General features: G+C 63.7%; 12 protein-coding genes. 7 read left to right on the top strand and 5 right to left on the bottom strand.

Going from position 1 to position 12,701, the window contains the following annotated elements; genetic code table 11:
- The first annotated feature begins 3 nt into the window (after positions 1 to 3).
- Genes B5G43_RS02450 through B5G43_RS02440 form a run of 3 tightly spaced genes read left to right on the top strand, consistent with a single transcriptional unit; the run spans position 4 to position 3,982 of the window.
- Positions 4 to 720: an ABC transporter ATP-binding protein gene (locus B5G43_RS02450; protein ID WP_087258754.1), complete on the top strand. Its 717-nt coding sequence runs from the start codon at positions 4 to 6 to the stop codon at positions 718 to 720.
- Positions 717 to 1,898 carry an ABC transporter permease gene (locus B5G43_RS02445; RefSeq protein WP_087258752.1) on the top strand — a complete coding sequence of 394 codons (1,182 nt, stop codon included), beginning with the start codon at positions 717 to 719 and terminating at the stop codon, positions 1,896 to 1,898. The genes B5G43_RS02450 and B5G43_RS02445 overlap by 4 nt, the downstream gene beginning before the upstream one ends.
- A gap of 17 nt (positions 1,899 to 1,915) precedes the next feature.
- Positions 1,916 to 3,982, top strand: a complete 2,067-nt coding sequence (locus B5G43_RS02440; RefSeq protein ID WP_087258750.1) for an S-layer homology domain-containing protein — start codon at positions 1,916 to 1,918, stop codon at positions 3,980 to 3,982.
- Between the two features lie 62 nt (positions 3,983 to 4,044).
- Here the strand turns inward: B5G43_RS02440 and B5G43_RS02435 are convergent, their stop codons facing one another.
- On the bottom strand, positions 4,045 to 6,015 hold the full coding sequence (locus tag B5G43_RS02435; RefSeq protein ID WP_087258748.1) for an oleate hydratase: 1,971 nt from the start codon (positions 6,013 to 6,015) through the stop codon (positions 4,045 to 4,047).
- Between the two features lie 149 nt (positions 6,016 to 6,164).
- Positions 6,165 to 6,725, bottom strand: coding sequence for a TetR/AcrR family transcriptional regulator (locus tag B5G43_RS02430; RefSeq protein ID WP_087258746.1), 561 nt, complete (start codon positions 6,723 to 6,725; stop codon positions 6,165 to 6,167).
- A gap of 129 nt (positions 6,726 to 6,854) precedes the next feature.
- On the opposite strand from B5G43_RS02430, the gene B5G43_RS02425 reads away from it, so the two are divergent.
- A complete protein-coding gene (locus B5G43_RS02425; protein WP_087258744.1) occupies positions 6,855 to 8,204 on the top strand; it encodes an HD domain-containing protein in 1,350 nt (449 codons plus the stop codon).
- Between the two features lie 364 nt (positions 8,205 to 8,568).
- On the opposite strand, the gene B5G43_RS02420 is transcribed toward B5G43_RS02425, so the two are convergent.
- The 3 genes from B5G43_RS02420 to B5G43_RS02410 form a co-directional block, all read right to left on the bottom strand.
- Positions 8,569 to 8,994 carry a hypothetical protein gene (locus B5G43_RS02420; RefSeq protein WP_087258742.1) on the bottom strand — a complete coding sequence of 142 codons (426 nt, stop codon included), beginning with the start codon at positions 8,992 to 8,994 and terminating at the stop codon, positions 8,569 to 8,571.
- Positions 8,991 to 9,194 (bottom strand): helix-turn-helix transcriptional regulator, encoded by a 204-nt coding sequence (locus B5G43_RS02415; RefSeq protein ID WP_087258740.1) that lies wholly within the window; start codon positions 9,192 to 9,194, stop codon positions 8,991 to 8,993. Before B5G43_RS02415 ends, B5G43_RS02420 begins: the two co-directional genes overlap by 4 nt.
- 131 nt (positions 9,195 to 9,325) lie before the next feature.
- On the bottom strand, positions 9,326 to 10,288 hold the full coding sequence (locus B5G43_RS02410; protein WP_087258738.1) for an RluA family pseudouridine synthase: 963 nt from the start codon (positions 10,286 to 10,288) through the stop codon (positions 9,326 to 9,328).
- Between the two features lie 170 nt (positions 10,289 to 10,458).
- Here B5G43_RS02410 and B5G43_RS02405 point away from each other — a divergent pair, with 170 nt between their 5' ends.
- From B5G43_RS02405 to B5G43_RS02395, 3 genes are all read left to right on the top strand, one after another.
- Complete coding sequence (locus tag B5G43_RS02405; protein WP_087258736.1) at positions 10,459 to 10,968, top strand: DUF177 domain-containing protein; 510 nt, start codon at positions 10,459 to 10,461, stop codon at positions 10,966 to 10,968.
- 45 nt (positions 10,969 to 11,013) lie between these two features.
- Entirely contained in the window at positions 11,014 to 11,205 is a 192-nt protein-coding gene (rpmF, locus tag B5G43_RS02400) for a 50S ribosomal protein L32 (protein WP_087258734.1), read from the top strand.
- Between the two features lie 96 nt (positions 11,206 to 11,301).
- Complete coding sequence (locus B5G43_RS02395) at positions 11,302 to 12,684, top strand: DUF512 domain-containing protein (protein ID WP_087258732.1); 1,383 nt, start codon at positions 11,302 to 11,304, stop codon at positions 12,682 to 12,684.
- The last annotated feature ends 17 nt before the right edge of the window (positions 12,685 to 12,701 follow it).

Below are 12,701 nucleotides of genomic sequence, written 5' to 3'. Positions count from 1 at the left end.
CCTGTGAAACTCATCGAGCTGCACAATGTCTATAAAATCTACGGAGAGGGCCGGGAAAACCAGGTCAACGCCCTGGACGGGGTCTCTCTGGAGATCGACCGGGGGGAGTTCGTGGCCATCATCGGCGCCTCCGGCTCGGGCAAGTCCACCATGATGAACATTCTGGGCTGTCTGGACGTGCCCACCTACGGCGACTACTACCTGGACGGGGTCCCCGTGCGGGAGAAATCCCGGCGGGAGCTGGAGCTCATCCGCTCCCGGCAGATCAGCTTCATCTTCCAGGGCTACAACCTGATCCCCTCCCTCAACGTGTGGCAGAACGTGGCGCTGCCCATGCTCTACCAGAAGGTGCCCCTGGCCCAACGGAAAAAGCGGGCCATGGAGGCCCTGGAACGGGTAGAGATCGGCTCCAAGGCGGAGAGCCGCCCCACCCAGCTCTCCGGCGGCCAGCAGCAGCGGGTGGCCATCGCCCGGGCCATCGCCACCGGCTCCCCCGTCCTCATGGCCGACGAGCCCACCGGCGCCCTGGACTCCAAGACCGGCGCCCAGGTCCTCGCCCTCATGAAGGAGCTCAACGCCGGGGGCACCACCGTCATTCTCATCACCCACGACAACTCCATTGCCGCCCAGGCCCGGCGCACCGTCCGGGTGAAGGACGGCCACATCCTCCACGACAGCGCCTGGGACGGGGTGCTCCTGCCGGAGGAGGTGGCCCAATGAACGCCATCCTCATGGCGCTGGACTCCATCCGGGAGAAAAAGGGCCGCTCCTTCCTCACCATGCTGGGCATCATCATCGGCGTCACCGCCGTGCTGGTGCTGGTGGCCCTGGTGTCGGGCTACAACGCCGACATCACCGCCTACTACGAAAAGCTGGGCGTGAACAAGGTGAACCTCACCCTCACCTGGTACGACCGCACCCGGGCCCCCGACGTGTACAGCGAGGTCTACGAGTACGGCAACACCACCCTCAGCGACATGGTGGAGGGGGTCTCCCCCTCCACCAGCACCGACCTGCCGGTGAAATACCGCACCACCACCCTGGAGGAGAGCACCATCTACCTGGGCAGCGACCAGTTCTCCGTGTGCAACAACTACACCCTGGAGAGCGGCCGGGATCTGAGCCAGTTCGACATCGACCAGCGCAGCAAGGTCTGTGTCCTGGGCTCCTATGTGGCCGATGCCCTCTTCCCCTACTCCGACCCCGTGGGGGAGACCATCTACCTCAGCGGCATCCCCTTCACGGTGGTGGGTACCTACTACCAGAAAGACGGCGGCACCGAGGACTCCATGGACGACATGCTCTCCATCCCGTACAGCCTGAACCGGGAGCTCCTTCAGACCGCCGACATCACCTCTATTACGGTAAAAGTGGACACCTCCGACCATGTGGAGACCGTCCTGAACAGCCTGAATCTCTATCTGGCCGACCTGGTGTCCGACAGCGTGGGGGAGTACAGCCTGGAAAACGGCAACTCCGCCATGACCGAGAGCACCGAGGAGATGACCTCCATGAGCGTGGTGCTGGGAGGCATCGCCTCCATCGCGCTGCTGGTGGGCGGCATCGGCATCATGAACATCATGCTGGTCACCGTCACCGAGCGCACCCGGGAGATCGGCATCAAGAAGTCCATCGGCGCGCCCCGCAGTGAGATCATCGGCCAGTTCCTGGTGGAGGCCGGCATCCTCAGCGGCATGGGCGGGCTCATCGGCATCGCCCTGGGCTTCGCCCTCTCCCTCATCCTGGGCAAGGCCATGTATGACCTCATCCTGTTGCCCGACCGGCTCATCACCCTGGGGGCCTTCACCTTCTCGGTGGTGATCGGCATCGTGTTCGGCATCTATCCGGCCGTCAAGGCCTCCAACCTCCAGCCCGTGGACGCCCTGCGGGCCGATTAAAGAAAGAGGTGTCTCCCATGAAACAGCGTACCCTCTCCGCCCTGCTGGCCGCCGCCCTGTGTCTGGGCATCATCGGCGTGGCGGGTTTCTCCTTCCAGGCTGACGCCGCGTCCTTCTCCGACGTGACCGACGCCGACACCGCCGAGGCGGTGTCGGTCCTGTCCAGCCTGGGCATCGTCTCCGGCTACTCCGACGGCACCTATCACCCCTCCGCCACCCTGACCCGGGCCCAGTTCTGCACCCTGGCTGTGCTGGCCGAGGGCCACGGCGACCAGGTCCAGGGCAGCGCCTACCGCACCCTCTTCTCCGACCTGCCCGCCACCCACTGGGCCGCGCCCTATGTGAACCTGGCCCAGAGCGAGGGGCTGATCAGCGGCTACGGCAACGGCCGCTTCGGCCCCGACGACGCCGTCACCGTGGGCCAGGCGGTCACCATCGTCCTGCGCCTGATGGGCTACACTGAGGAGGACGTGGGCGCCCTCTGGCCCCAAGACTATATGCAGAAGGCCACTGACCTGGGCCTTCTGGACGGCATCTCCACCAACTCCTCTGCCGCCATGACCCGGGGCGAGGCGGCTCTCCTCCTCTACGCCATGCTGAAGAGCGACACCAAGGATGGAAGCGACTATGTGGCCAAACTTGCCTCCTCCACGATTTCCTCCGCCGTGCTCCTCTCCAACGACGACGAGGCCGCGGACGGCACCCTCCACACCGCCCAGGTCTACGCCGCCCAGGGGGGCCTCACCTGGTATGAGCAGTCCACCGACCTCCCCGACACCCTGGTGGGCCGCCGGGGCACCCTCCTGCTGGACAAGAGCGGCAAGGTCTGCGGCTTCCTCCCGGACGACACCACCGTGCGCACTCTCCAGCTGGACAGCGCCGATGCCGGAAAGCTGGTGGCCCAGGACGGCGCCAGTTACACCATCTCCAACTCCACTGCCCTGCTGATGGACGACGAGCTGACCACCTACGGCAGCGCCTGGTATGAGCTGGAAGGGCGGAGCACCGTCACCCTCTACTACACCGCGTCCGGCTCCATCGACCTGGTGGTGGCCTCCGAGGCGGTGAAATACGACGGCGTGGCCCTCACCGGCTACTACGAGGCGGTCTCCCCCAACACCACCAATCCCGATACCATCACCCTCCTGGGCCTCACCCTGGAGGTGTCCGACGAGGCCATCTCCTCCCTCTCCGCTTTTAAGGTTGGGGATAAGCTGACGGTGGTCCTCAACGGCGCGGGCGAGGTGGCCTACGCCTGCTCCACCAGCGAGCGGACCGCCCAGATGGTAGGCCTGGTCACCGCCGCCGGGGACACCTGCTCGGTGGAGCTCTTCAACGGCCTGACCGTGTCGGGCGAGCGCTCCGGCTCCTCCGTGTCGGTGGGCGACCTGGTGAGGGTCACCTCCTCCGGCATCGGCAACCTCTCCCTCTCCACCGCCACCGGCGGGGTGAGCGGCTCCCTCAACGTGGCCAAGGGCACCCTGGGCAGCGTCCCGCTGGCCGACAACGTGGTGCTCTATGACCGGGTTGGGAAAAGCTCCGCCGTCCGGGTAGAGCTGGACGACATCCTCACCGATACCGTCTCCGCCTCCAAGATCACCTACGCCGGCACCAACGCCGACGGCGAGGTGGACGTGGTGGTGCTGAACAACGTCACCGGCGACGCCTACACCTACGGCATCCTCCACACCGGCACCAAGACCGAGGGCAGCGGCGACATGCAGGTCACCAACGACACCGTGGCGGTGGAAAACAGCGCCGGCACCACCCAGGACTACCTCACCGGCTCCTCGGTGCGCTCCCAGAGCGTGGGCGGCGTGGCCGCCACCAGCGACGGCAAGACCGCCGGAGTGGTCACCCTGGACAAGGTCACCGGCGTGGCCCGCTCCGCCTTTGACGGGGAGGATGCGGTGGTACTGGACGGGGTGCGGGTCCCCGTCAGCGACGACGTGCAGGTCTACAACGCCGACAGCGGCCAGTGGATCACCCTCGGCGAGGCCAAGGCCTACACCGACACCTTCACCGTCTATTACAGCGGCACCATCGGCTCCGACGCCAAGGTGCGGGTCATCTTCACCGAATAAGTTCCCCATGACGCGCAAAAGCGTGCCGGCAGAGCCGGCACGCTTTTCGTTTTCTTTCGGGGTTACAGGTGCATCCCGTCCGGGAGGATGTGGTGGTCCCGCAGGACCTTTTCCACCACGGTGCCCCGGATGGCCTTCACCAGGGGCTTTTTCAAAAGATTCAGGGGCCCGGGCAGTTCCATGTCCAGGGGGGACTTGCCATCCATGAGGCACACGGAGCTATCCAGCAGGGCGCGGATGTCGTAGACGCTGCCCCACACCTCGGGCACGCCCCGGTCCACGCCCAGCAGGCCGTAGACCGCCTCCATGGCGGTGCGCACCGAGTACTCGGTGGTGAACACAGTGTCCCGGGGGGTATCGGCGAACTGGCCCAGGAAGGCGAAGTTGACGCAGCCGTCGGGGATCACGTCGGGGCGGTCCCCCTTGGCCCGGGGCATGAAGAAGGCGGTGATATAGGGCATCATGGTGGGCACGCACACCGCGCTCTCCTCGGCCAGCTGGGGGATGAGCTCCACCGGCACGCCGATGTGGTAGAGCCACTCCTGGGTGATCTCCTTGCCGGTGCACTCCTTCATGGGCTTGCGGATGAAGTCGCCGGGCACGTCGGTGAAGAGGCCGTACACCCACACGCACACCTGCTCGGGGTCCTGCTCCTTGAACTGGCCCTGGCGATTGATGGTCCAGCTCAGGAGCCAGCTGGAGTCCTTGCAGCTGACGATGCCGCCGGTGACCACCTTGCCGGTGCGGGGGTCCCGCTGGCAGATGTTTTTGATATAGGGCAGGATCTTGTCGTCCAGAGTGGTGACGGTGGCCGACTCCCAGTTGGTCTTGGACACGTCGGAGCAGAATTTCTCCGGCCGACCGAAGGCGGGGTCCTGCTTGGCGATGTTCTTCCACAGGTTCCAGCAGCCGCTGGTGCGCACCTCGGCGTCGCCGTTGGGGGCGTGGTCCTGGTCGCCGTAGATGGTACCCTCGGTGCAGGAGCCGTTGGTGACGAACACCAGGTCGTTCTCGGTGAGGAGGATGCCCTGCTCCACACCTTTCACCTTGCACTCGATGGCGGTGGCCACCTTTTTATCGCCCCGGATGTCGAAGAGGACGTTGGTCACCTCAGTGCCGAAGCAGAAATCCACCCCGGCGTCCTCCAGGTACTTCTGCATGGGCAGGATGAGGGACTCGTACTGGTTGTAGCGGGTGAACTTCAGGGCGCTGAAGTCAGGGAGGCCCGCAATGTGGTGAATGAAGCGCTGGAAATAGAGCTTCATCTCCAACGCGGAATGCCAGTTCTCAAAGGCGAACATGGTCCGCCAGTAGAGCCAGAAGGTGGAGTCGAACACCTCCTCGTCAAAGACGTCCTCGATGGTCTTGTCGTAGAGGTCCTCGTCGGGAGTGAGGAAGAGCTTGACGATCTCCATGCACCCCTTCTGGCTCAGGTCAAATTTCCCGTCGGTGTGGGCGTCCTGGCCCCGGTCCACGGTGGCCCGGCAGAGGGAGTAGTTGGGGTCGTGCTTGTTGAGCCGGTAGAACTCATCCAGCACCGACAGTCCGGGCTGCTCCAAAGAGGGGATGGACCGGAACAGGTCCCACAGGCACTCGAAATGGTCCTCCATCTCCCGACCGCCCCGCATGATATAGCCCCGGCTGGGGTCAAAGATGCCGTCGCAGGCGCCGCCGGCCACGTCCATGGCCTCCAGGATGTGGATGTGGGAGCCGGGCATCTGGCCGTCCCGCACCAGGAAGCAGGCCGCTGCCAGGGAGGCCAGGCCGCTGCCCACCAGGTAGGCGTGCTTTTCGTCCACGCCTTCCGGCTTCTCCGGTCGGGCAAAGGCCTCATAGTTGCCGCTGGTGTAGTAGATGCCCTTGCTGTTCTTGGCGTGCCGCCCCAGCTCCGTGTTGCGGTAGCTGGTCTCCTCACAAGCCACCGGGGCCTCGGGGGCCTTTTTCTCCGCCGCGCGCTTGGCCAGCACTACCGCCGCGCCCGCGCCGGCCAGACCGGCTGCCGCCGCCGTCCATTTTCCCAGGTTCTTTGCCATAACTGAAAACCGCCTTTCCAAGCAGAGCCGCAGCTGCGGCTGTTGTCTCTTTGTTGTGACCCTATCCTACCCCAGTTTTCCCCGCCGCGCCATTTACAAACAGGGCCCGGTGATTAGAAACTAATCACCGGGCCGGTTTTGTAAAGCACTCAGGACAGAGCGGCAAAGTTTCGGATGGAATTGGATACCGTCCCCTGCATGGTGGCGCAGATCTTGCGCACGATGACGGTGTGGTCGGCGGTCATGCCCTGGCGGATCCAGTCCAGCAGGACGCCCACGAAGCTGTACTTGTAAAATTCCGCGATGAAGGCCTTGTCCTCCTCAGAAATGGCCACCCCCTCGCTCTTCTCGTCCACCACGCCCCGGATGAGGCCGTAGGTCAGCTGGAACAGGAAGCGCTCCATCTGGTCCCGGTGGATGCAGCGGTAGGCGTTGAGGACAAAGGGCTTGTTCTCCAGAACGGCCTCGAAAATCTGCAAAAGTCCCTCCTGCCAGGTGTCGCAGGTCTTTTTGCCCTGGAGGGCCGCCGTGGCGTCCTCAATGCAGGCCCACTCGATCAGGTCGTAAATATCCTTGAAGTGGTAGTAAAAGGCCATGCGGCTGATGCCGCAGTCCTCGGTAATGTCTCGAATGGTGATCTTGTCCAGGGGCTTTTTCAGCATCATCCGTTTCAGGGACGCCTCCAGCGCCTGTTTGGTGGTGTTGGGCACAACGCTCCCTCCTTTTCGGGTCCTCCCCTCATGATACCACATCTGCTCCCGGTTGCAAGCCAAAGCCCCCGGGCTTGACAAGCCCCCGCCCCGGGCCGTATCCTGAGAGGAACGAGAGGAGGGAGCGCCATGGAAGTCACAGACCGGGGTGCGCGGTTCATTCTGGAGCAGCTGGAACAACAGGGCTACGAGGCCAGCGCGGTGGGGGGCTGCGTGCGGGACCTGCTGCGGGGAGAGGACCCCCACGACTGGGACATCACCACCTCCGCCCGTCCGGAAGAGGTTTTAAAGGTCTTTGCCGGGGAACAGGTCCTCACCACCGGACTGCGCCACGGCACGGCGGCGGTGCTCCTGGATGGCAATCCCTACGAGGTGACCACCTACCGGGCCGACGGGACCTACACCGATGGGCGGCGGCCCGACGCGGTGGTCTTTGTCTCCGCCCTGGAGGAGGACCTGGCCCGGCGGGACTTCACCGTCAACGCCATGGCCCTGGACCGGCACGGAGTGCTCCACGACCCCTTCGGCGGGCAGGCGGACCTGCAACATAAAGTCCTCCGCTGCGTGGGGGAGCCAGAGCGCCGCTTCCGAGAGGACGGGCTGCGGCTCATGCGGGCCCTGCGCTTTGCCGCCACGCTGAAATTTTCCATCCACCCCGATACCGCCCGGGCCCTCCACACCTGCCGGGACATGCTCACCCATGTGGCGGGGGAGCGCATCCAGGCTGAGCTCTTCCGACTCCTCCCCGGCCCCGGCGCGGGGGCGGTACTGCGGGCCTTTCCCGACGTGCTGGCGGTGTTCTGGCCGGAACTCGCTCCCCTCCCCGGCTTTGACCAGCGCAGCCCCTGGCACTGCTACGACCTGTGGGAGCACACCGTCCGGGCGGTGGAGAACGTACCTCCCACGATCCCTCTGCGCCTGGCCGCCCTTCTGCACGACGTGGGCAAGCCCGCCTGTTTTTCGGTGGACGAGTCCGGCACCGGCCATTTCTACGGCCACCCAGCGGTGAGCGCCCGCCTGGCGGACGAGATGCTACGCCGTCTCCACACCTCCAACGCCCTGCGGGAAGAGGTGGTGTCCCTGGTGGAGCGTCACCACTGGGATCTGCCCCCCACCGAGGCGGTGGTGCGCCGCCGCCTGCGTCAACTGGGGCCCGAGGGCTTTTCGGCGCTCTTGGCCCTTCAGCGCGCCGACCTCCACGGCCAAGCCGGGGACATCGCCGCCCCCCGGCTCGCGGAACTGGACCGAACGGAGGCCCTGGCCCGGGATATCCTGGCCCAGCGCCCCTGCCTCTCCTTAAAAGAGCTGGCCCTTTCGGGCAAAGATGTGCTGGCTCTGGGGGTGTCCCCCGGACCGGCGGTGGGAGAGATCCTCAAAGCCCTGCTGGACCGCGTGGCGGAGGGGGAACTCCCCAACACCCGGGAGGCGTTGCTCCCTGCCGCGCGGGAACTGGCGAAAGAGTTCGGGTATCCCCTTTAACGGGTGTGCTCGCCGCACGGGCCGCCTACTCGGCGGGAGCACCGCTTTCTTTGCAAAGAAAGCGGTGGGAAAGAAAGCCCAGAGGGGGGATACCCCCCTCTGGACTCCCCCAAAACGCATCCCGGCTTTCATTCCGCTGCGGCGGTATTTCCTCAGCTCGGCGTGGCCAATTCCAGGCTTTCCGCCTATCCAGAAAGCGTTGTACCCTGCCAATATGGGGCGGCCCCATAAAAGGCCGCCCTTTTGGAGGGGAGTGGAGAGGGGAACGAGAAGTTCCCCTCTCCGCTTTTTCTTTCCCCCATTTCTTTTTGCAAAAAGAAATGGGGCTCCCGCCGAGTAGGCGCGCTCTCCGGAACGAAAACGTTCACATCTCCTTCTGAAAGAGATTGAGCCAGTAAATGCTGTCGAACACAACAAAGAGATAGGCCGCCACCAGGAGCAGGAGCGGCAGCAGATCCACCTCCATGAGCGCGAAAATCAGCAGTAAAGGCGAAAAAGTAGTGAGCATCACGTCAAAGGCCCGGGCCTTGGCTGCATTGCCAATGGCCACATTCCGCTCGTCCTTCTGCTCGATCTCCAGGGCCCGGGCGGCCTCCGGGTCGCTCTGCACCGCCCGCCGGGCCAGAAAGTCCCCCATAAAGTGGCCGAACAGACCGCAGCCCACGCCGATGAGGATATAGCCCCATTTGAAGTCGGGCCCCATGGAGCGGATCAGCCACAGTCCACCGGCCCCCAGGATGATCCCCAGCGTCGTGAGCAGCACCGGGAGAACGTCGTGCTTTCGTTTCATTTCGATTCCTCCTCATAGATAAAGATGTCCTCGATGGTCAGCCCGAAGTAGCGGGCGATCTTGAACGCCAGCAGGATGGAGGGATTGTAGCGCCCGTTCTCCAGGGAGCCGATGGTCTGCCGGGAGACCTCCAGCGCCGCGGCCAGTTCCTCCTGCTTGATGCCCCGGGCCTTGCGCAGTTCTTCCAGACGGTTCTTCACCGCATCACCTCCTCTTTGATGGAAAGTATCCTTTCCATCTACACCATACCAGATTGGCCCGCTGATGTCAAGCTTACTTTCCATAGAGCATAAAAAATCCGCCAGGTCAAAACCCAGCGGATTTTTTTAAATCAGTTTTCCCCAAAGTATTCGTCCACAAAGTCCACATGCTCCACCTGGAAGCTCTTCCCGTTCAGGTATTCCAGAATCCCCCCGTCGGTGGTGAACTCAAAAACCAGCTTATAGGAGTAAAGGGCCTGGAAGGAGCGGCCGTACTGCTTGTTGTCCCTCTCCCGGCCGTACTTGCCGTCCCCCAGCAGAGGGTGCCCGGCGGCGGCGAACTGGGCCCGGATCTGGTGGGTCCGGCCGGTGAGCAGGTCGCACTCCACCAGGGAGAGCCCGCCCTTGGTTTTCAAGGTGCGGTAATCGGTGGCTGCCGTCTTGCCCCCCGGCACCGGGTGGTCAAAGACCTTGACCTGCTTTTTCGCTTCATCCTTCAGGATGAACCCCTCCAGACGGCCCTGGGGCGGATTCATCTTTCCGTGGATGATGGCGAGGTAGTACTTGGACAGCTCCCGGTCCTTGATTTTCTGGTTGAGGATGCGCAGGGTCTCGGCGTTCTTGGCGGCGATGACGATGCCGCCGGTGTTGCGGTCGATGCGGTTGCACAGGGCCGGCGCGAAGGAGTTCTCCCAATAGGGGCTCCACTCCTTCTTCTGATAGAGGTAGGCCTGGATGTGGGTGATGAGGGTGTTCACCCGCTCGTTTTCGTCGGGGTGGACCACCAGCCCCGGGCGCTTGTTCACCAGAAGCAGGTTCTCATCCTCGTACACCAGGTCCAGCTGGGGCTTGAACACCGAGAGGAAGGCATTTTCCGGTGTGGGGGTATCAAAAAACTCGTCGTTGATGTATAATTGTAAGAGGTCCCCCTCTTTGAGGCGCACATCCCGCTTGGAGCCCTTGCCGTTGACCTTCACCCGCTTGAGTCGGATGTACTTCTGAGCCAGGGGCGCGGGGAGCAGGGGCAGGGTCTTCCCCAGCCAGCGGTCCAGCCGCTGCCCGGCGTCGTTGCGGCCGATGGTGAATTCCTTCATGATTTTTCCTCCCGGTCTGTTGGGTAAAGGCAGTATAGCACAAAAGCCCCCGTCAGAAAAGGCCAGGAAGCCCACGAATGGGAAAAATCCCGCCGCTGTAAAGAAAAAACCATTGACATCTTCAATCGTTTTCGCTATAATGTCTGCTGTGACATTGTGAGAGGTGTGCCATGCGACTGAATCTCCGTGACCTGATCCGCCAGGACGGCGGCAGTGTTCCCTTTTCGTTTTCGCTGGATCTGTCCGACCTGGACTTTTTCGGCGCCCGCCCCATCGCCCATCCGGTGGAAGTCACCGGCACGGTGAGCAACCGGGCCGGCGCGCTGGTCCTCCAGGGCGAGGCGGTAACCACGCTGGAGCTGAACTGTGACCGCTGTCTCCGGGCTTTTTCCCGCGAAATGCGGGTGCCGGTGGACACCCTTCTGGCCGAAGAGCTGGAGGACGAGGAAAACGACGAGATCGTCCTGCTGGAGGACGGCGAGGTGGACCTGGATGAGGTCTTTACCACCGCCGTGGTGCTGGCCATGGATGTCAAACACGTCTGTTCGGAGGACTGCAAGGGGCTGTGTCCCACCTGCGGCGCCAACCTGAACGACGGACCCTGCAAGTGCAGACCTGAAATCGATCCACGTTTCGCTGCTCTCGCGCAGCTGTTGGATAAAAAAGAGTCGGATGACTGAAGAAACCTTGCCCAGCCAGGGCATTGACCTAAGGAGGTGTCATAAATGGCAGTCCCTAAGAGTAAAGTGTCCAAGCAGCGCCGCAACAAGCGCCGCAGCTCCGTCTGGAAGCTGGAGACTCCCGGCGTTACCACCTGCCCCAAGTGCGGCGCGTTCCGCCTCCCGCACCGGATGTGCAAGTCCTGCATGAGCTACAACGGCCATGACTTCGGTAAGGTCGAGGCTGAGGCGAAGTAAATAGCCTGGAAAAGAGGAGAGGGGAGCAAGTCCCCTCTTTCTTTTTGCGCGTAAGTGGGTTATCATAAAAGCAGCAGCCAAAAAGGAGGCACGGCCATGAGTCGGACCAAAATCGCATCGGTGGACCCCCACAGCCCCGCCCAGCGGGCCGGTGTGCGGGCAGGCGAAGTGCTCACCCACGTGGGCGACCACCCCATCGTGGATGTGCTGGACTACAAGTTCCACACCTACGATTCCCGTCTGGTGCTCAAGCTCCAGGACGGCGAGGGCCGCACCCGTACCGTGCGCATCCGCAAGGAGGAGGGCGAGGACCTGGGCCTCAACTTCGAGACCTACCTCATGGACTCGGCCCGCTCCTGCGCCAACAAGTGCATCTTCTGCTTTGTGGACCAGATGCCCCCCGGTATGCGCAAGACCCTCTATTTCAAGGATGACGACGCCCGTCTCTCCTTCCTGTTGGGGAACTATATCACCCTGACGAATCTCTCCCAGCGGGAGATCCAGCGCATCATCGACCTGCGTATCAGCCCCATCAACATCTCGGTCCACGCCACCGACCCGGTGCTGCGGGAGGAGATGCTGAAAAACCGCCGGGCCGGGGAGTGCCTCTCCATCATGGAGCGGCTGGCCGCGGCCCATATCACCATGAACTGCCAGGTGGTGGCCTGCCCCGGCATCAACGACGGGCCCGCCCTGGCGCGGACGTTACAGGATCTCTCCGCCCTCCACCCGGCGGTGGAGAGTGTGGCCATCGTACCCGTGGGAGTCACCCGCTTCCGGGAGGGGCTGCACCACATCGCCCCCTACACCCGGGAGCAGGCCGCCGCCCTCATCGACCAGGTGGAGGCCTTTGCCGCCGATTTCTCCGCGAAACACGGCACCAGCCTGGCCTGGTGCTCCGATGAGTTCTACCTCCTGGCCGGCCGGCCCCTGCCGGAAAAGGCCTATTATGAGGACATGAACCAGCTGGAAAACGGCGTCGGCATGCTCCGGCTCCTCCTGAGCCAGGCGGAGCTGGCCCTGGACGGCGAGGAGGCCGCCCCTCCTCCCCCCTTCTCCATCGCCACCGGCGTGTCCGCCGCCCCCTTTATCGGGGAAATCGTTGACATGGTCCGGCGCTGTTGTGGTAAACTAGAGGGAGCGGTCTATCCCATCCTCAACCGCTTCTTCGGCGAGACCATCACCGTCTCCGGCCTCATCACCGGCCGGGACCTCATCGATCAGCTGCGGGACAAGCCCCTGGGGGAGCGGCTCATCATCCCCTCCAACATGCTCCGCTCCGGCGAACAGGTCTTTCTGGACGACGTGACCGTGCAGCAGGTGGAGGAGGCCTTGGGCGTGCCCGTGGTGGCGGTGGAGGCCGAGAGCGGTTTCGACCTGGTGGACGCCATCCTGGGCCGGGACGTGGCGCCCTGTCCCGCCGCCGCGCCCATGCAGGAGGATGAATTCTACCGTTACAATCCCGGCGCGCGGGGTTGAGTACCAATCTGCTATGG

Origin of the sequence: Flavonifractor sp. An92, assembly GCF_002159175.1 — a bacterium.
In the GTDB taxonomy this organism is placed as follows: Bacteria; Bacillota; Clostridia; order Oscillospirales; family Oscillospiraceae; genus Pseudoflavonifractor_A.
The sequence above is the reverse complement of the archived record's forward strand: the minus strand, read 5'-3'. Positions and strand labels throughout refer to the sequence as shown.